Below are 17,623 nucleotides of genomic sequence, written 5' to 3'. Positions count from 1 at the left end.
GTCGGGGACGAGCTCGGCGCTGACGTCGTCCTCCGCGCGGTTGAGATCGACGACGAGCCGCGAGTAGCGCGCCCGCACCGTCGCCGCGCCCAGCGCTTCGGCGCGGACATAGAGGCGGTCGACGGCGTAGTCAGCGTTGCGGGGAAAGTTGACCTGGGGCCGCGGCCCGAGGCTCGGCGGCCAGTCGAGGCCGACGTGGGGGAAGCTGATGATCAGGGGGCTCGGCCGCAGGCTCGGCCGAAACTCGAAAGGCAGGGGAGACCCCGGCGGGACGCCAACCTCGCTGGCCTCGATCGTCTCTGTACTTCCGAGCTCGCTCACGCCGCACCAGATACATAGCCCAAAAAAAAGGGCCCTCGCCGAAGCGAGGGCCCTTCGCTGACCCTGCCGGGAATCGAACCCGGGATTGCGGCGTGAGAGGCCGCCGTCCTAACCGCTAGACCACAGGGCCATGCGGGAGAGTGCTCGTGTTTGCGAGTGCAGTCAGGAAAGAGAGTTCGGGCACAAGGACTCGAACCTTGATTGGCGGAACCAGAATCCGCAGTCCTACCATTAGACGATACCCGAACGGAGCCCCGGCAGTTGTTGGGTGTTGGCCTGTCTGTGGGCCGTGCCGAGGCGGAGGTGGTGGTAGGAGCCCGTTTGAGGCCGGGGGAAGATGAACTAGCTCCTCGCTGCTGTCAAGACGCTTTATGCAGCGCGTTTAACGCTGAGGTGCCTGGAGCCAGTGAGGGTTCGCTCGGGCCGAAGCTCCGCGTACCCTCGCCGCATGCGTCGACCTCAGTGGCCATCGGTCTTGTCCGCGCTCCTGCTCGGGGGCCTACTCGTCGGATCCGGGTGCAAAGACCCGGTCAACAGCGAGACCCCGAGCACGACCGCCACCGCGCCCGACTCGAGCACGAGCACGGCCGACGACGCGCCGAGCGAGTTGGTTTTGCGCCTCGACCCCATCGGGGATCCCGCGCCCGCGCAGGAGCAGGTCGAGATCTCGCGGGGCAAGCAGGGCGCGGTCGCCAGCGCCGAGTCCAACGCGAGCCGGATCGGAGTCGAGATCCTCCAGGCGGGGGGCAACGCCGTCGACGCAGCCGTCGCCGTCGGCTTCGCCCTGAGCGTCACCCACCCCTCGGCCGGCAACATCGGCGGCGGTGGGTTCATGGTCTTGCGCTTCCCCGACGGCAAGTCGGCGGCGGTCGACTACCGCGAGACCGCGCCGGGGGCCGCGAGCGCGGACATGTACCTCGACGAGGACGGCGAGCTCACGGATCAGAGCCGGACCGGGGCCAAGGCCGCGGGCATCCCCGGGGACGTGGCGGGGTTTTGGTACGCCCATCAGCAGTGGGGCAAGCTCGAGTGGAAGCAGGTCGTCGCGCCCGCGGTCGCGCTCGCGCGTGACGGATGGACCCTCGACGAGAACCACGCCGACGATCTCTCGTGGGGCAGCAAGCGCATGGCCGACGCGGGCTACGAGGACAGCGCGGCCCACTTTCGCAAGCCCGACGGCAGCAACTACGCGGTCGGCGATGTCTGGACCCAGCCCGAGCTCGCGGCGACCCTCCAGCGGATCGCCGACCAGGGCCGCGCGGGCTTCTACGAGGGTCCCTTCGCCCAGCACCTCGTGAGCGAGGTCCAAAAGCTCGGCGGCATCTGGACGCTCGAGGACCTCGCCGGCTACGAGGCCGTCGAGCGCGAGCCGCTGGTGTTCCCCTACCGAGGACACGAGATCATCGCGATGCCGCCGCCGTCCGCGGGCGGCGTGGTCCTGCGCCAGATCCTCGCCGCGAGCGAGGCCATGGAGCTCGACAAGCTCGCGTGGCACTCGCCCGCCCAGGTCCACGCCTACGTCGAGATCCTGCGCAGGACCTACGCAGATCGCAACCTGCTGCTCGGTGATCCGGACTTCGTCAACATCCCGATGGAGCGGCTGCTCGACGTCAGCTACATCGACGAGCGCGTCGCCGACATCAACCCCAAGAAGGCGACCCCCTCGGATCAGGTCGGCGCCGGGGTCGAGATCAAAGAGTCCGAGCAGACCACCCACTTCTCCGTCGTCGACGGCGAGGGCCTCGCGGTCGCCAACACCTACACGCTCAACGGTGGCTTCGGCTCGAAGGTCCTGGTCCCGGGGACCGGGGTGATCCTCAACAACGAGATGGACGACTTCACGGCCAAGGTCGGCGCGCCAAACATGTTCGGTCTGATCCAGGGGCCGCAAAACGCGATCGAGCCGGGCAAGCGCATGCTCAGCAGCATGACGCCGACGATCGTGGTCAAGGACGGCGAGCTCCGTGCGGTCCTCGGCTCGCCCGGGGGACCGACGATCACGACGACCGTCGCCCAGATCCTGATCCAGCTGATCGACTACGACCGCTCGCTCGAGGACGCGGTCCGCGATCATCGGATCCACCACCAGTGGAAGCCCGACAACATCTGGCACGAAGACGGGATCGAGCCGGCCCTGAAGAAGGCGCTCGAGAAAAAGGGCCACGAGCTCAAGACCAGGAATTGGCGCATCGGTCACGCCAACTGCATCGAGGTCGATCCCGAGACCGGCGAGCTCGAGGCGGTCGCCGACGTGTCCCGCGACGGCGGGTCGGCGGCGGCCTACTGAGCCGAGCTCAGCCCTCGGCGAGGGGCTGCTCGAGGCGCGTCCACTCGAGCTCGTAGTCGTCGCCGCCCTCGGGATCGTCGGCCACGAACACGACGTCGGCGAGCTCCGCCGTCAAGCTCAGCGCGCCGTCCTCGGTCGGCTCGACCCGAACGAAGACGTGGCCGACGAGGGCGTCCTTGCGCGCGTCGAGGCGCCAGAGCTCGCCGTTGTCGAGGCCGCAGTGGCCCTGGTAGACGTTGGCGCCCGCGGCCCAGCGCACGGTCACGCGGTCATCTGGGAGCTCGTAGTCCGCGACCACGGCCTCGCCCTGGTCGTGGGCCCGGGCGACCAGCTCGTCCTCGATCCCGAGCAGCAGGGCCTCGCTGCCGTCGGCGGTCGCGGCGACCATCGTCACGTCGCCGCACGCGGAGCGCTCGTCGAACTCGCTCGCGTCGAGCGAGCGCAGCTCGTCACCGTCGTCGCAGCCGAGGCTCAGGACCAGACCGAGCGCGGGGACCATGCCCCACAGGCGTGCTTTGGAAGCCATGCACGAAAGCTAGTGGGGTCACGAGGCTGCGCAAGCAGGACAATTTGGCCGTAGGACATCGATGTCGTGCGTTCTCGGGCAGATTGCGATGCCCAAGTCGGGTCCGGCGTCTGGCCTGCCTGCGCCGGGCCACAAGGGAGTCGCGCGAGGTTCAGGCAGCCGGGCGCCGCTGTCATGGGGAGGCCGGAGACCTGTCGTGGTCGTGCTGCTCGCCAGCTGCGGCCCGCGGCGCCAGCAGATCGCGCAAGCTGCGCGACCTGCACAATCTGCACAGCCTGGACAGGGGAGCGCGCGGATCGATCAGGCCTTGGAGCCGCCGAGGCAAGGAGGCGAGGCGGGGACCTCGCCGCCTCGCGCGTCCCACTGCGCCGGGGTCAGCGCCTGGATCGAGAGGGCGTGGACGCCCGCGGCGAGCTGCTGCGCGAGCGCCTTGTTGACCGCGCGGTGGCGGCTGACCAGCGTCTCGCCAGCGAAGCCCTCGCTCACGATCACGACCTTGAAGTGGGTCTCGGAGCCGCGCGGGACGTTGTGGTTGCCGGACTCGTTGATGACCTCGAGCACGCTCGGCGCGAAGCTGCGCACGAGCTCGTCGTGGATGGCGTCTTGGATCGGGGTCGCGCTCACGAGGACAGTGTACGTTCGATGACCTGGGCGATGTCGAGGACCTCGATGTCCTCGTCCTTGTTGAAGTGCTTCATGCCGTCGGAGACCATGGTCTTGCAGAAGGGGCAGCCGACCGCGACGGCCTCGACGCCAGCCTCGACGATCTCCTCGGTCCGGTTGACGTTGACGCGCTTCTCTTTCTCTTCTTCGACCCACATCCGCCCGCCGCCCGCGCCACAGCAAAAGCCGTGCTCGCGGTTGCGGCCAAGCTCGACGAACTGGCCCTTGGTCCCGACCGAACGCTCGATCGCGGCGCGGGGGGCGTCGTAGACCTTGTTCCAGCGCCCGAGGTAGCACGAGTCGTGGTAGGTGAGCTTCTTGGCCAGGGGCTTGTCGACCTTGAGCTTGCCCTCGTCGAGTAGCCTGGCGATCAGCTCGCTGTGGTGCACGACCTCGTAGTCCCCGCCGAACTGCGGGTACTCGTTCTTGATCACGTGGAAGCAGTGCGGGCAGGTCGCGATGACCTTGGTGATCGAGAGCTCGTTCATGGTCTCGACCTGCTCGGCCGCGAGCTCCTGGAATTTGTCCTCGGCGCCGAGCCGCCGGAGCGTGTCCCCGGTGCACTTTTCTTGCTTGCCGAGCACCGCGAAGTCGACGCCGGCCGCGTGGAGGACGCTGACCAGCGCGCGGGTGGTCTTCTTGGCCCCGTCGTCGAGCGCGCCCGCGCAGCCGACGAAGAGCAGCCACTCGGCGTTGGGCTTGTCTTCGATCGTCGGGACCTCGAGGCCCTCGGCCCAGGCCATGCGGTCGGTGGTGTCGTTCCAGGGGTTGCCCTGGCCGTCGGCGATGTTGCCGATCACGCGGGTCACGTCGCCGGGGGTCCGGCCCTCTTCGTCGTTGAGCACGATCCGCGTGCGCATCTGGAGGATCTTGAGCGGGTGCTGGATGAACACCGGGCAGACCTCCTCGCAGGCGCCGCAGGTGGTGCAGGCCCACAGGGTCTCGTCTTTCACGCGGCCGCCGACCAGAGGTGGCATGTCCGCGAGCATCTGCTTGATCTCGGCGATCTTGTCCTTGCTCGCGGTCGCGGGCAGCGGGGCGTAGCCCCCCGACTCCTCGTCGAGATCCTCGGGGAAGCCCTCTTCGCCCGTGTCGGGGTCGTAGATCGGCAGCTGTCCGCCGGCCTCTTGGAGGTCGAGCAGCAGCCCGCCGCGCTCCTTCATCTCGTCCTTGAGATCGTGGATCAGGTGCATCGGCGACAGCGGCTTGTGCGTGGCGAAGGCCGGGCAGTAGGTCGTGCAGCGCGCGCACTCGGTGCACGCGTAGTTGTCGATCAGCGACTTCCAGTCGAAGTCCTGGATCCGGCCGACGCCCCAGTTCTCCCACGGGATCGGCGGCGGCTCGCCGTCCTCGTCTTCCTCGTCTTCCTCTTCGGGCGGCATCAACAGCAGCTTGGGCATGATCCCGCGCTGGCCCTGGCGACGCAGGAAGATGTTGGGCCCGGACCAGATCACGTGGATGTGCTTGGAGAAGGGCAGGTAGTTGAGGAAGGCCAGGACCACGCACAGGTGGGCCCACCAGTGGACGTCGGCGACGATCTCGGCGGTGTCACGGCTGACCGAGACCAGCAGCCCCGAGTCGCCGGCCCCGCCGGGCAGCGCCTCGCTGATCGGCGGACCCGAGTACAGCCCCAGCGCCGAGCCGATCGCGTAGGACACCATCGCGCCGTCCTCCATCGCCCGGGCGTGGGCCATGTCGTAGATGTGGTGGCCGAAGTGAGTCAGCACGATCAGGCCGATCGCGCTGAGGATCAGCATCGCGTCGAGGTTGGCCGGGACGAAGCTGGGCTTGATGACCAGGCGACGAAAGAAGGCGTAGAGCAGGGCGACGGCGACGATCGCGTTGCCCCAGTCGACGAAGAACTTGAGCCAGGCGTGGCCTTGGAGCCCAAGCAGGTCGGCGAGGGTGAAGCCGAACTCGCCGAACAGCCCGGTGATCAGCATGTCGAGCAGCCCGACCTGCAGGATCAAGAACCCCCAGTAGAGCGCCAGGTGGTGCCAGCTGCGACGCTCCTCCACGACCTTGCGCTGGCCGAAGAAGAAGGTCATCAGGCTCGCTATTCGCTCGCCCCAGGTTTCCTCGAGGTTGGCGGGCTTCCCCAGCGCCGCGATCTTGATGGCCCTGGTCAGGTTCCAGGTGAACAGGCCAAGGGCCAAGGCGACGACCAGTCCGAAGGCAATGAGCTTGGGCATGTCGGGCTCCAGAGGGCGTTGACGCCGCCCCAGCGGGCGGCTGCGCTCGCGCGCGGCTATACCATAGCCTCAGGCCTGGCACGGGTGCTTCGTTTCAAGCTGGCCTCTGCGCGGACCTGCGCGTAAAAAGAGTTTGTGCGCCAGCTCTTGTTGATCAGCGATCTGCACCTTGGCTCGCACCTCAAGCTGCGAACCCGTGGGGAGTTCGTGCACCTCGCGGCCCGCCTCGACGAGACCCTGCCGCAGTTCCTGGATCACTATGCGCGGCTCGGGACCTGGCAGTTGGTCATCAACGGCGACTTCATCGACTTTTGGAACGTCGAGATCGGCGCGCACGACCAGGATCCCGTCGAGCTCGCGGTCGAGCGGCTCCACGCCGTGCTCGACGCGTACCCGGGCGTCGAAGACGCGCTAATTTCCTTCCTCGACGCCGGGAATTCGATCGTCTTCGTGGCCGGCAACCACGACGCCGAATTCCTCTACCCGGAGGTCGGGCGCGCCTTCGCCGAGCGGCTCGAGGGCGCGCTTGACGGAGGCGAGGACCCCGAGCAGCTCCAGTCGAAGATCACCGCGACCGGGATCACGACCCTCGACGAGGTCGGCGCCGGGCAGGTCCGCTTCGTGCCCTGGTTCGTGCGCGAGGGCGGCGCGTGGATCGAGCACGGGCACCTCTTCGATCCGGCCTGCTCGACCCACGCCCAGCTCTCGCCAACTCGCGGCGGCCGCCTGGTCCAGAGCGTGGCCGAGGTTGCGACCCGGCGCTTCACCAACCGGATGCCCGAGATCGACTACGACGCGGCCGACCGGTTCACGACCCTCGACTACTTCCGCTGGGCCATCGCCCGCGGCTGGCGCTTCATGGTCCGCGTGGTGTTCCTCTACCTGCGCATGGTCGGAGGCATGCTCGGCCTCTGGGTCCGCAGCGGCCGCGTCGACAAGGCCGGTCGCGCCGCCCACGAGGAGCGCCTGGCCAAGCTGGCCAAGAACGCGGGCCTGCAGATGAGCGCGCTGACGGCCCTCGAGAACATGGCGCCGCCGCCGAGCTCGGCCAGCGTCGGCGGGGTCTTGTCGGTCACGGCCCTCGATCTCGCGCTCTCGGCCGTGACCCCCGCGCTGCTCGTGCCGCTGATCTTTTGGGCCAGCGGCTGGTCGCTGGTGTTCGGGATCCCGCTGGGGCTCGGCCTGGGCTGTCTCGCGGCGCTTCAGGTCAAGCGCCGCCGATCGCCGCGCAACGTCGCGCGCGACATGCTCGAGGTCGCGTCGAGCGTCGGCGAGGTCACGGGCACGCGCATCGTGCTGATGGGCCACAGCCACCGCGGCAGCGTCGAGCGCCGCGGTCAGGTCATCTACGGCAACAGCGGCAGCTGGCTCGACGGATCTCACCTGGTCGTGCGCCGTGACGAGCGCGGTGAGCAGCTGACCGAGGTCGAGCTGCGACGCTGGCGAAACGGGGGGATCACGATCCTGGACTCGATGCGCGTTCTTCCGTCTTAAACCCCCGCTTCGCCGCCGGTCGCTCGATGTGCAGAGACGATCTCAGAGACGATCTCAGAGACGATCAGGGCAAATTATGATAGTTTGCCGGGGTGGCAGGTGAGCACATTCTCGTCGTCGAGGACGATCCTGCGGTTCAGACCTTGCTCAGCAAGGCGCTGACTGCGAAGGGCTACCGGATCACGCAGGCGACGGACGGTGTTCAGGGGTTGACGGCGCTCGAGCAGGAGCAGCCAGATCTGATCATCGCCGACGTCATGATGCCGCGCCTCGACGGGATGACCTTCGTCAAGGCGATCAAGCGCAACGATGGCACGCGCTCGGTCCCGGTCATCTTCTTGACCGCCAAGAACGATCCCCGCAGCGTCGTCGAGGGCATCAACGTTGGCGCCAAGTACTACGTGACCAAGCCCTTCCAGCTCGACGAGCTCCTGGCCAAGATCCGCAAGGCGCTCTAGCAGCCCGGGCTGCAATCCCTCGCGCCGCCTCGCTTGGCCTCTTCGCCGAGGGCTTTGTCGCCAAAACTTGCAGTACGCCCGGTACAGCGGCGTTTTGGCTTCGCGCCCTCGGCGAAGATTCCGGCGCGAGGCGACACGATGCATTGCACCCCGGGCTGCTAGCACCACGGGCTGCTAAGGCCGCCTCAGCCTTCGACAATCAGCTGGAGGAGCTCGGCCTGGGAGCGGACGCCGCACTTGGCGTAGATCGACTTGAGGTGGTTGCGGACCGTGTGCGGCGAGATGCCGAGATCCTCGGCGATCTGCGGGGGCCGACGGTGGGCCAGCAGCGCCTCGAGGACCTGGACCTCGCGCGGTGAGAGCTCGTCGAGGCCGGGGATCTGGCGCCAGTCTCGGTTGCGACGCTCATTCGGGAGCGCGCCCGCGTCGGCGAGGACCCGAGCGATCTCGCGCAGCGCAGCCTGGGCGTTGTCGGCGGTGCGATCGACCCGCGCGAGCGCGACCTCGACAGCGGCCTCGAGCTGAGGCCGAACGAAGGGCTTGACGACAAAGCCGTGGGCGTCGACCCGCCGGATCCGGGCCAGCGTCTCGGGCTCGGCGTGGGCCGACACAAACAGCAGCGCGCAGGTTGGGTGGGTTTTTTGGACCTGCTCCGCGAGCTCGATGCCGTCGATCTCGGCGCTGAGATCGATGTCGAGGACCAGGAGCTCCGGACGCAACTCGTCGAGCAAGGGCAGCAGCTCGCTCGGGCGGCGGACGAGGCGAACGATTTGGAGGCCGATCTCCTCGAGGATGTGCTGGAGATCGCGGGCGACGATCCACTCGTCTTCGACAATGATCGCGCGAGCGCGGCGGGCCTTGAGCTCGGTAGTCATGGGCGCTCGTCGGCCCCCTCGTTGGAGTCCACGGCGAGGTCGAGGGGTAGCAACAAGCGCGCTTCGGTGCCGCCGCCGGGCGCGGCCACGAGCTCGAGAGAGCCTCCGAGTTGCTGGGCGACCGCGCAGGCCATGGGCAGACCCAGGCTGTCCGCGGTCGCGGGATCGAACCCCTCAGGCAGGCCGGGCCCCCAGTCGCGCAGACTCAGGCACGAGCGACCCTTCACCGATCGGAGGCTGAGCGCGATGTCGAGCTGCTCGGCGTGGGGGAGGGCGTGATTCATGGCGTTGGAGAACAGCTCGTCGACGATCAACGCGATGCGGGTCGCGTGGTCGTGACGCCAGCGCGGGTGATCGACCTCGAGGCTCAGATCGAATTTGAAATTTTGGTTGTCCTCCATGGTGCGCGCGCTGGCGGCGAGGAAATTGGCGACGGTCTGGAGGCAGCTGTCGGCGCGAACCGTGCCGCCAGCGTCGGCGGTCAGCTGGTGGACGACGCCGACGACGCCGACTCGCCGATAGCAGCGGATGAGCTCACGCCGTGCGCGCGGGTCGTCGACGTTGCGCAGGTGAAGGGCGTGGAGGCTGGTCAGCAGCTGGAGCTCGTTGCGGATCTGGTGGCGGGTCCGACGCAGAGCCGCCTCGCCGTCGTCCGGGGCTGGGACCGGCTCGGGCTCGGGCTCCGTGACCGGATCGAGCCGGTGAGGGCGCTTGGCGTCGCTCTTCGTGCTCATGAGCACGGCTCCTGGGTCGGCGTTTGTGCGGTCTGGCGCATGACCTCGAGCAAGGGCCGAACTTGCTCGAGCGGAAATGGTTTGCGCAGGACGGTCAGCGCGCCCTTCGTGGCGTCGGCGGAGGGATCGGAGTCGCCGGTCATCAACACGACCGGGAGATCGGGGCGCAACTCCAACAACTGCTCGATGACCTCGTCACCGTGGATGTCGGGCAGCAGGAAGTCGACGAAGGCCCCGGCCCAACAGCTTGGATCTCGGCTGAAGGCCTCGAGCGCGCCGCGCCCGTCTTCGACCTCGGTGACCACGAAGCCGTGTTGTTCGAGCTCACAGCGGAGAACGAAGCGGATCACCGCCTCGTCCTCGACGATCAGAAGCTGGCGCCCATCGCTGGCGCCGTTGCTGGCCTGCGCCCTGCTTGGCGTTTTGTCGGACTCCATCATGACCTGCGCGGTGTGCTCTACAATTACCATAGGGACTTTGACGCCGTGGACAAAAAGGCGCTCCTCGCGGTCGATCTTCGGGGGCGATCCCTCAGCGTGAAGCAACTCGCACGAAACCGGCGTTTTTCGACACTGAGGGCCGATTTGGCTGGGGCAGAGCCGATAAGATCCGACCATGGATCACCGCGAGCGACTGGCCGCGATCGAGCTGCTCACGTTCGACATCGACGGGACCTTGACCGACGCGACCACGTGGTGGGCGGGCGAGGCGGCCGGCTGGGTCCAGCGCTACAGCGTACGCGACGGTGAGTCGCTGTTGCGGATGGCCCGGGCCAAGCTCGCCGTCGTCCCGCTGTCGCGCAACAAGACCCAGGCCGCCCGGCGCCGCGTCGAGCACCTGCGCTGCGAGACCGACTGGCTCGGCGTCAGCGACAAGATCGCGGCGCTCGATCAGATCCGGGCCCGCCACGGGGGCGTGGCCCTCGACCGGGTCTTGCACATCGGCGATGGCCTCGACGACGCCCCGGTCTTCGATCGAGTCGGAGTCGGCGTCGCGGTCGCGGATGCTCACCCCGAGGCGCTCGCCCGCGCGACCCTGGTGCTGCGATCCGCGGGGGGCGCCAGGGTCATCGAAGAGCTCGAGGGCTTGCTCCGCGACGCGGGCAACCCCCGGCTCCTGGAGGGAGGACAATGACCGTCGCCGACCCAATCCGAACCGTCGGGATCATGAGCGGGACCTCGGGCGATGGGGTCGACGCGGTGTTGCTCGAGCTCGAGGGCGTCGAGCAGCGCCACGAGCCGCGGGTCCTCGACCACGCGCACCTGCCCTTCGAGTCCGAGCTTCAGGCCGAGCTGACCAACCCGACCTCCCTGTCGCTGGCCCGTCTCTCCGAGCTCCACGCCGAGCTCCCGCGCCGCTACGCCGCCGCCGTCCGCGAGCTCGACGGTTGGGAGCGCTGCGCCGTCGTCGGGATGCACGGACAGACGCTGTGGCACGGGCCGCCCTCGGCCAGCGAGAGCCTCGGCCACCGGATCCCGAACACCTTGCAGATCGGGAGCACGGCGGTCCTCGCCGAGGCCCTCGCCCGGCCCGTCGTCGGGGATCTGCGCTCCGCGGACATGTTCCACGGCGGGGAGGGGGCGCCGATCGTCCCCTTCGCGCACTGGTTCTTCACGCCGGTCGAGCACGCGGGGCGCCTGATCGTCAACGTCGGGGGCATCGCCAACATCACCCACGTGACCGCCGACGTCGACGATGTCGTCGGCTACGACATCGGGCCGGGGATGATGATCGCCGACTATCTCGCCCGCGCCCTGAGCTTCGGCGACCTCGACTACGATCGCGACGGGCAGCTCAGTCGCGGGGGCAAGGTCGTCGAGAGCGTGGTCGACTACGTGTTCGCCCACGCCTTCTTCCACAAGCCGCCGCCGCGCTCGACCGGGCGCGAGGACTTCGGCCGCGCCTACGCCAAGCGCCTCCACGAGCGCTTCACCGCGATCGCCGGGCGCGACCTGCTGACCTCGGTCCTGGCCGTGACCGCGCGGGCGATCGTCCGCGCGGCGGCGGAGTGCGAGGGCGTGCGCGAGGTCTTGCTGACCGGGGGCGGGGCCAAGAACCCAACCTTGTTGCGTCTGACCCGTGAGTCGCTGGCGCTGCCGGTCGAGCGGGCCGAGCACGGAGTGTTCGCCGCGAGCTGCCACGAGCCGGCCGCGATCGCCCTGATCGCGGCCCGGACCCTGGCCGGGCTGCCGAGCTCGCTGCCGAGGGTCACCGGCGCCGATCGGGCCTGCGTGCTCGGTCACATCGCAAGGCCGAGCGCGCAGGTCCCCTTCGCCCCCTCGAAAGGCTAGCACCCCGGGCTGCTAGCCGGTCTCCGTGCCCGTGTCGCTGCCGGGGTCGGCTCCGGGGTCGGCTCCGGTCTCGGTCGCAGGCTCCGCGGGCGCGGCCGCGCGGGTGAGCGCAGCCAACCCGGCCGCTCGATCGTCGACCTTGACCGCCCAGCGGTCGGCGTTGTCCTCGTCGACCCACAGCCCCCCGTAGTCGCGCAGGCGCTGGTCGCCGAGACGCAGCGTCGCGCCCTTGGCTCCCTTGCTCAGCTTGCAGGTCTCGCTGGGCTCGGCCGGGTCGCTCCATGAGCCGAGCATCTCGGTCGTGTAGCGGCAGCGGCCGTCGGCGGCGATCTGGTAGGTCCGATGCCCGGCGCACGCGAGCATCGATCCATCGCTGCCTGCGACCGCGGTCGCGCCTCCACGCGGGGCGATGAGCTGATCACCGCGGGCCGCGATGACCCGGGTCCGGGCGTGGCCGCGCTCGTCAGTCAGGCGCAGGGCGCAGGGCGAGGCCAGGCTGATGCCGAACACGCGCTCGCGCTCGCGGTGGTCGATCTCGGTCAGCTTGGCGCCATCTTCTTCGATCAGCCACAGCACCTGCTGACCCGGGATCTCGCTGTCGACCAGCCACGCGCCCTCGAGGGCGGCGAGATCGGGCCGCTCAAAGGCCGCGAAGGTCTCGGGCATCGGCGGGACCTTCCGCTTCCACCTCGGCTTCGCGCGGGCTCGGGCCCGAGCCTCGGCCTGGGCATCCGCGGCCTGTTGCAGCGCATCGATCTCCTCGGGGTCCTCGATCGCCCGGGGCTTTTGCTCGGGATCGGGGGCCGGGCGACCGCAGGCGGCCAGCCCGAGCGCGAGGGCGGCCACGAGCGTCCGTGCGAGGGCGGAGCGAGGCATGGCGAGGAGCATAACCGCCATCGGCCGGGAGCGGATAGACTCGAAGGCCGCCACGCGCCTCAATCGAGCCCTCGCTTCGCGCCCCCGCCCGGTGGGCTTTCATGTCGATGGAGCTCGCAGCCGCCTGCGTGGCCCCTTGAAGGGGGCTCGTCCAAAGCCACGGATCGGAGTCGGAGGGGGGCGGGCTAACGGGGGCTGAGGACCCGTTGGGCGGCGTCGTGGCCACTTTGGACGGCGCTCTCGATCGTCGCGGGGAGGCCGGTGCGGACCCAGTCGCCGGCGAGGGAGAGGCCGGGGATGGGGCTGGCGGTCTCGGGGCGGCGGCGGTAGGTGCCGGCGGCGTGGCTGATGGTTGCGCGCTTCTCTTTGACGACTCGGAAGGCCTGAATGGTGGGGCGGGCGTCGGGGAAGAAGCGGGTGAGCTCGCCGATGAGCAGCTCGCGGAGGGCGTCGGGCTGGTCGTTGACGAAGCTGCGTGCGCCCGAGATCGTGACCGAGAGCAGGTTGTTGCCGGGCTTGGTCGCGGCCGCGCTCGACTCGAGGCGATCGCGGTCCCAGAGCCAGTGCAGGGGGCTGCCGATCAGGCCGACGAAGGGGCGATCGAGGAGCGGCTCGGCGAGGGTCACCCACAAGCTGATGATCGGCGAGGACTCGAGGCGGGCGACGTCGCGGAACACGAGGTGGTCGCGGGCGGCGTCGGGCAGGAGCTCGAGCAGGACGTGGGGGGGGACGGCGGTGATGACCTGGTCGGCGACGAGGCGCTCGCCAGATTTCAGCACGAGGCCGGAGACCTGGCCTTCGGGGTCGAGCTCGAGCTTGCGCGCGGGGCTGGCAAAGCGGACCTCGCCGCCGCGGGCCTCGATCCGGGCGACGGCGCGATCGACATAGAGCGAGGACAGCGGGCGGCGGGGGACGGCGAGGCTCGAGGCCTCGCGCGAGGCCATGAACGCGCGCTCGAGCACGGCGACCAGCATCGCCGCCGAGGCGACGAGGGGATCGTCGTTGAGCACCGCCCAGATCAACGGCTCCCAGAACGCGGCCCGGATCGTCGAGGTCTGGCCGAGGCGGCGCAGCCACGCGTCGCAGGTCTCGTTGTCGTCGGGGCGGGCGATCTCTCCGCGCAGGAGCAGGCCCGCCCGCAAGGCGGCGGCGCGGTGCAGGACCCCGACCCCACGCATCCGCAACAGGCCCGCGGCGAGGTGGAGCGGGGCCGGGAGCGAGGGGCAGTCGAGCTCGACCTTGGCCCCGCCAGGCTTGAGCATGGTCAGCGCGAGGTTGGTCTGGAGGTCGATGTCCCCGGCGGGCGTGCCGATCGCGTCCAAGAAGGCGAGGGTCTCGCGGTAGCAGCCCATCATCAGGTGCTGGCCGTTGTCGACCTCGCGCCCGGTGACCTTGTCGTGGAACGAGCGCGAGCGGCCGCCGCCAGCCTTGGTCGCCTCGACGACGACCACCGATCGGCCAGCATCCGCGAGGCGAACAGCCGCCGCCAACCCGGCGAAGCCGGCACCGACGATGATCGTGCGAGGCGCGGTATCCATGGTCCGGCGCAGGGTACTGCCCAGCGTCCCCGGACGAACCCGCGAGCCTTGGTCTGGATCACAGCCCGAGCGTGCTCGCCGTCACGTCGACGGCGTCAGCAGGGGTTAAAAGCGGCCGCCGATCGCCAGGCCCGCGCCACCTCGGACCCACAGGGGCGCGATCGCGTCGACCCGGGCCTGGTCGAGGCCGGCGTCGGCCCTCCGCTGCTTGCGCTTCTTCTCCGCCGACCCGCCGACGGCCAGCAGCGGGACGCCCGCGGCCAAGAACACGCCCGCGGCCAAGCTGCCGATGACCATGAGGGCGTTGCCGGCCTCACCGCGGGTGATCGCGGCCTCGCGCGCAGGGATGTCGGCCTCGAGCGGGAGCCCGCCGCTGCTGTCTTGCGCGGCCCCGGCGAAGACGATCCCGGTGACGAGCATCCCGACGCCGCCGACCCCGAGCGCGGTCAGGCCCGCGCCCGCGCCGATCATGGCCTTGTTGCGCTTCTCTTCGCGGGCGTCGGCTTCTTCGTCGAAGGTCGGCCGCATGCGCTCGGCGAGCTCGGCCTCACGCCGGGCCTGCTCGGCCTCCCACTCGCCGATCTGCTCGTCGACCTCGTCGATCTGCTCTTGGATCTTTTCGCGCTCGAGCGGAGCTTGATCTCCGTAGAGCTCGTCGATCTCGCCGAGGTAGCGGTCGAGGATCTCGCGTGACTGACGCAGATGTTTGACGTCCCTGTCGATCTCGAACCACTTCTGCTGGGCGCGGGCGACGTTGTAGATCAGCTCGGCCTTGATCAGCCGGTTCTCGAACGCGGGCGGGACCATCGCGTAGGCCTCGAGCCACAAGTCGACGGCGGCCTCGTAGTCGGCGGCCGTGTAGCGCGCGACGCCGGCGTCGAACAGGCGCTTGGCCTCGCTCATGACCGGGTCGGCCTCGGGCGAGGGATCCTCGCCTTGGGCCTCGGCAGCGTCGGCGGCCGGCGGCGCGGCGTGGCTCAGCGTCGGCGCGAGCGCGAGCGCGACCGCCACACCCAGGCTGATCATCGAGTTGAGGGGCGACCGAGTCATCGGGTTTAGTTCTCGGAGGGGACGACCGCGACCACGCCGTTGGCGTTGCCGACCACGATGTCCGGGATGTCGTCGAAGTCGAAGTCTGCGTACATGAGCGAGCGCGGCGACGCGGCCACGTCGATCGTGACGATGTCGGGGAAGCTGCCCTCGCGGTTGATGTGGACCGGGAGCTTGTCCTCGAGGACGTCGGCCACGATGATGTCGGGCCAGCCGTCGTGGTTGATGTCTTCGGCGAGGCCCGAGGTCGGAAGCTCGCCGCCGGGCAAGGTGTGCTCGAGCTCGAGGGTGCCGTCGCCGAGCCCGCGGTAGACCCGGACCTCGGACAGGATCCCCTCGCTCGCCTGGTTGAGGGGCGCGCCGACGAACACGACGACGTCCATGTTGCCGTCGCGGTCGAAGTCGGCGACGGCGAGGTCGAGGGGGGTGAGCGGATCCTCGATGCTCTGACGAGCCTGGGGCGAGAGGTTACCGGACCCGTTGTTGAGATCGACGCCGACCGAGCGACCCACCTCCGAGATCAGGACGACGTCGAGATCGCCGTCGTTGTCCATGTCGACCGGCGGGGCAGGGCGCGGGGTCTGATCGGTGACCAGCAGGCGCTCGGCCGCGAAGCCCACGCCCGGGGTGGCGACGTAGAGCGCCAGCGAGCCCGAGAGCTGACCGCCGATCAGGAGATCGTCGAGCCCGTCGCCGTTCATGTCGGCGGCGTGGAGCGTGCGCGGCTGGAGGCTGATGTCGAGCTCGAGCAGGGCCGAGTCATCAGAGAAGCCGAAGTCGTGGATGATGACGAGCTGCGAGGGATCGATGAGGGGATCGTTGGGCGAGATCGCGACCGCGGCGTCGAGCGTGCCCGCGCCGTCAAAGTCGCCCGCGCCGATCTGGGGAACGTAGCCGTCGTTGGACACGCCGAGCGGGGTCGTCGCCTCGAAGTCGCCGTCGGCGTCGAGGATCATCGCGTAGATGCCCCAGCACGCCGGACCGCCGACGGTCGGCGGGCCCATGTTTGGGGGCTGCTGGCAGTTGTTGTTGACCATCGCGATGAGCAGCGGGTTGCGCCCGTCGCTCTCGGGGTCGAAGGCCAGGAGGTCGGAGACCTCGCCGAACACGTTCTCCTCGGACGAGGTCCCGAAGCACAGCTCCCCGGCCTGGATCTCGCGGTCGTCGCACTGCCCGCAGACCGAGTTGACGCAGGCCTGCTCGGCCCCGCACTGGCTGTTGGCGAAGCAGATCGCGCCGACGGTGCCGAAGCCGTCGAAGCAGGCCCATAGCGAACCGACGAGCCCGGCCGCGAGGATCGAGCATGAGCTCAGGCGCGCGCGCACGGAGCGACTGTATCAGACTGCCCACGCGAGTGCGTGGGGGATCAAACCAGCGCGGCCCGGACGGCACGGACACCGGGGAGCTCTGGCGGCAAGCTGGTCAGCGCGAGCGAGATCGCGGCGACCCTGAGCTTGTCGCGACGACGGAGCGCGGCCCGGTGGGTGAACACATCGAAGCGTCGCGCGCGAAGCTCCCGGAGCAGCTCGTAGTAGGTCCGGGCCATGATCTCGGCGGGCAGCAGCGGACGAAGATCGCCAATCTTCGCCAGCTCCGCCCACGCCCGGCGGTACTCGGCCTCGGCCAGCTCGGCGAAGTCCTCGGCCATGGCCAGGAACCGGCCGTCGTAGGTGCAGTTGAGCGCGTCGCGCTCGGACAGACCATGGCGCTCGAGCAGATCGATCGGCAGGTAGACCCGCCCGCGAGCCGCGTCCTCGCCGACATCGCGCAAGATGTTGGTGTACTGCAGCGCGAGCCCGAGGTGCTTGGCGTAGCGCTGCACGACCTCGGACTGATCGCCGAAGATCCCGATGCACAAGATCCCGACGCACGAGGCGACCCGGTAACAGTAGAGCTCGAGCGCGGCGAGATCGGGGTAGGTCACGATGTCGAGGTCCATCGCGCAGCCCGCGATGATCTCGTCGAAGGCGTAGCGCGGCAGCTCGAACTCCGCGATCGTCTGGGCCAAGCTCTGGCCGAGCTCGGTCTGGGGATCCTCGCCGGAGCCGGAGCCGGAGCCGGAACCAGAACCAGAACCAGAACCAGAGTAGATCCGCGCGATCTCCTCGGTCCACTGCGCGAGCCCGGCCTCGGCCTCGGCCCGGCCCTCGGGACCCGGCGGTCGCTCGTCGACGATGTCGTCGACGACGCGGCAAAATTCGTAGACCCGGGTCAGGCCCTCGCGCTGGGCGGGGCTCAGGAACAGGAACGCAAACTTGAAATTCGAGGACGAGCGCGCGCCCAGGCGGCGCACGAGCTTTTCGCCGCGCTCCACCCAT

General features: G+C 69.3%; 17 protein-coding genes and 2 tRNA genes. 5 read left to right on the top strand and 14 right to left on the bottom strand.

Annotation, left to right across the window (positions count from 1 at the left end):
* From ENSA5_RS26295 to ENSA5_RS26285, 3 genes are all read right to left on the bottom strand, one after another.
* On the bottom strand, nt 1-321 hold a 321-nt coding region (locus ENSA5_RS26295), incomplete at its 3' end, for an N-formylglutamate amidohydrolase (RefSeq protein ID WP_181198158.1).
* Nucleotides 322-379: 58 nt separating this feature from the next.
* Nucleotides 380-451 (bottom strand) — tRNA-Glu (locus ENSA5_RS26290).
* A gap of 45 nt (nt 452-496) precedes the next feature.
* Nucleotides 497-567: transfer RNA gene (locus tag ENSA5_RS26285), tRNA-Gln, on the bottom strand.
* 202 nt (nt 568-769) lie between these two features.
* Here ENSA5_RS26285 and ggt point away from each other — a divergent pair.
* Nucleotides 770-2,608, top strand: coding sequence for a gamma-glutamyltransferase (gene ggt / locus ENSA5_RS26280; protein ID WP_106394439.1), 1,839 nt, complete (start codon nt 770-772; stop codon nt 2,606-2,608).
* A gap of 7 nt (nt 2,609-2,615) precedes the next feature.
* On the opposite strand, the gene ENSA5_RS26275 is transcribed toward ggt, so the two are convergent.
* The 3 genes from ENSA5_RS26275 to ENSA5_RS26265 form a co-directional block, all read right to left on the bottom strand.
* On the bottom strand, nt 2,616-3,134 hold the full coding sequence (locus tag ENSA5_RS26275) for a hypothetical protein (RefSeq protein ID WP_146156140.1): 519 nt from the start codon (nt 3,132-3,134) through the stop codon (nt 2,616-2,618).
* A 300-nt stretch (nt 3,135-3,434) separates the two neighbouring features.
* Nucleotides 3,435-3,758 (bottom strand): BolA family protein, encoded by a 324-nt coding sequence (locus ENSA5_RS26270; protein WP_219906865.1) that lies wholly within the window; start codon nt 3,756-3,758, stop codon nt 3,435-3,437.
* On the bottom strand, nt 3,755-5,989 hold the full coding sequence (locus tag ENSA5_RS26265; protein WP_106394437.1) for a (Fe-S)-binding protein: 2,235 nt from the start codon (nt 5,987-5,989) through the stop codon (nt 3,755-3,757). Before ENSA5_RS26265 ends, ENSA5_RS26270 begins: the two co-directional genes overlap by 4 nt.
* Nucleotides 5,990-6,124: 135 nt before the next feature.
* Here ENSA5_RS26265 and ENSA5_RS26260 point away from each other — a divergent pair, with 135 nt between their 5' ends.
* Both ENSA5_RS26260 and ENSA5_RS26255 read left to right on the top strand, forming a co-directional pair.
* Nucleotides 6,125-7,483 (top strand): metallophosphoesterase, encoded by a 1,359-nt coding sequence (locus tag ENSA5_RS26260; protein WP_106394436.1) that lies wholly within the window; start codon nt 6,125-6,127, stop codon nt 7,481-7,483.
* 92 nt (nt 7,484-7,575) lie between these two features.
* A complete protein-coding gene (locus ENSA5_RS26255) occupies nt 7,576-7,941 on the top strand; it encodes a response regulator transcription factor (RefSeq protein WP_106394435.1) in 366 nt (121 codons plus the stop codon).
* Nucleotides 7,942-8,126: 185 nt separating this feature from the next.
* Here the strand turns inward: ENSA5_RS26255 and ENSA5_RS26250 are convergent, their stop codons facing one another.
* From ENSA5_RS26250 to ENSA5_RS26240, 3 genes are read right to left on the bottom strand one after another with little or no spacing between them, the layout of a single operon-like run.
* Nucleotides 8,127-8,816 carry a DNA-binding response regulator gene (locus ENSA5_RS26250; protein WP_106394434.1) on the bottom strand — a complete coding sequence of 230 codons (690 nt, stop codon included), beginning with the start codon at nt 8,814-8,816 and terminating at the stop codon, nt 8,127-8,129.
* A complete protein-coding gene (locus ENSA5_RS26245) occupies nt 8,813-9,550 on the bottom strand; it encodes an ATP-binding protein (RefSeq protein WP_146156139.1) in 738 nt (245 codons plus the stop codon). Before ENSA5_RS26245 ends, ENSA5_RS26250 begins: the two co-directional genes overlap by 4 nt.
* Nucleotides 9,547-9,990 (bottom strand): response regulator, encoded by a 444-nt coding sequence (locus tag ENSA5_RS26240; RefSeq protein ID WP_181198157.1) that lies wholly within the window; start codon nt 9,988-9,990, stop codon nt 9,547-9,549. The genes ENSA5_RS26245 and ENSA5_RS26240 overlap by 4 nt, the downstream gene beginning before the upstream one ends.
* A gap of 175 nt (nt 9,991-10,165) precedes the next feature.
* On the opposite strand from ENSA5_RS26240, the gene ENSA5_RS26235 reads away from it, so the two are divergent.
* On the top strand, nt 10,166-10,684 hold the full coding sequence (locus ENSA5_RS26235) for an HAD hydrolase family protein (protein WP_106394431.1): 519 nt from the start codon (nt 10,166-10,168) through the stop codon (nt 10,682-10,684).
* Nucleotides 10,681-11,841, top strand: a complete 1,161-nt coding sequence (locus ENSA5_RS26230; protein ID WP_106394430.1) for an anhydro-N-acetylmuramic acid kinase — start codon at nt 10,681-10,683, stop codon at nt 11,839-11,841. The genes ENSA5_RS26235 and ENSA5_RS26230 overlap by 4 nt, the downstream gene beginning before the upstream one ends.
* A gap of 12 nt (nt 11,842-11,853) precedes the next feature.
* On the opposite strand, the gene ENSA5_RS26225 is transcribed toward ENSA5_RS26230, so the two are convergent.
* The 5 genes from ENSA5_RS26225 to ENSA5_RS26205 form a co-directional block, all read right to left on the bottom strand.
* The gene (locus ENSA5_RS26225) at nt 11,854-12,717 is read right to left on the bottom strand and encodes a hypothetical protein (protein ID WP_146156138.1); all 864 of its coding nucleotides are present in this window, start codon (nt 12,715-12,717) and stop codon (nt 11,854-11,856) included.
* Between the two features lie 185 nt (nt 12,718-12,902).
* On the bottom strand, nt 12,903-14,255 hold the full coding sequence (gene hpnE, locus ENSA5_RS26220; RefSeq protein ID WP_106394428.1) for a hydroxysqualene dehydroxylase HpnE: 1,353 nt from the start codon (nt 14,253-14,255) through the stop codon (nt 12,903-12,905).
* Nucleotides 14,256-14,360: 105 nt separating this feature from the next.
* Nucleotides 14,361-15,305, bottom strand: coding sequence for an AAA family ATPase (locus ENSA5_RS26215; RefSeq protein ID WP_106394427.1), 945 nt, complete (start codon nt 15,303-15,305; stop codon nt 14,361-14,363).
* Nucleotides 15,306-15,310: 5 nt separating this feature from the next.
* Entirely contained in the window at nt 15,311-16,630 is a 1,320-nt protein-coding gene (locus ENSA5_RS26210; protein WP_106394426.1) for an FG-GAP repeat domain-containing protein, read from the bottom strand.
* Between the two features lie 41 nt (nt 16,631-16,671).
* On the bottom strand, nt 16,672-17,619 hold the full coding sequence (locus ENSA5_RS26205; protein WP_181198156.1) for a phytoene/squalene synthase family protein: 948 nt from the start codon (nt 17,617-17,619) through the stop codon (nt 16,672-16,674).
* Between the last annotated feature and the right edge of the window lie 4 nt (nt 17,620-17,623).

It is taken from the genome of Enhygromyxa salina, from assembly GCF_002994615.1.
Classification (GTDB): domain Bacteria; phylum Myxococcota_A; class Polyangia; order Nannocystales; family Nannocystaceae; genus Plesiocystis; species Plesiocystis salina_A.
The sequence above is the reverse complement of the archived record's forward strand: the minus strand, read 5'-3'. Positions and strand labels throughout refer to the sequence as shown.

Bases quoted from the DNA above. Each gene is read 5' to 3' on its own strand.
- ggt (WP_106394439.1), top strand. From the start codon at position 770: ATGCGTCGACCTCAGTGGCCATCGGTCTTGTCCGCGCTCCTGCTCGGG.
- ENSA5_RS26275 (WP_146156140.1), bottom strand. From the start codon at position 3,134: ATGGCTTCCAAAGCACGCCTGTGGGGCATGGTCCCCGCGCTCGGTCTG.
- ENSA5_RS26265 (WP_106394437.1), bottom strand. From the start codon at position 5,989: ATGCCCAAGCTCATTGCCTTCGGACTGGTCGTCGCCTTGGCCCTTGGC.
- ENSA5_RS26250 (WP_106394434.1), bottom strand. From the start codon at position 8,816: ATGACTACCGAGCTCAAGGCCCGCCGCGCTCGCGCGATCATTGTCGAA.
- ENSA5_RS26245 (WP_146156139.1), bottom strand. From the start codon at position 9,550: ATGAGCACGAAGAGCGACGCCAAGCGCCCTCACCGGCTCGATCCGGTC.
- ENSA5_RS26240 (WP_181198157.1), bottom strand. From the start codon at position 9,990: ATGATGGAGTCCGACAAAACGCCAAGCAGGGCGCAGGCCAGCAACGGC.
- ENSA5_RS26235 (WP_106394431.1), top strand. From the start codon at position 10,166: ATGGATCACCGCGAGCGACTGGCCGCGATCGAGCTGCTCACGTTCGAC.
- ENSA5_RS26230 (WP_106394430.1), top strand. From the start codon at position 10,681: ATGACCGTCGCCGACCCAATCCGAACCGTCGGGATCATGAGCGGGACC.
- ENSA5_RS26225 (WP_146156138.1), bottom strand. From the start codon at position 12,717: ATGCCTCGCTCCGCCCTCGCACGGACGCTCGTGGCCGCCCTCGCGCTC.
- hpnE (WP_106394428.1), bottom strand. From the start codon at position 14,255: ATGGATACCGCGCCTCGCACGATCATCGTCGGTGCCGGCTTCGCCGGG.
- ENSA5_RS26215 (WP_106394427.1), bottom strand. From the start codon at position 15,305: ATGACTCGGTCGCCCCTCAACTCGATGATCAGCCTGGGTGTGGCGGTC.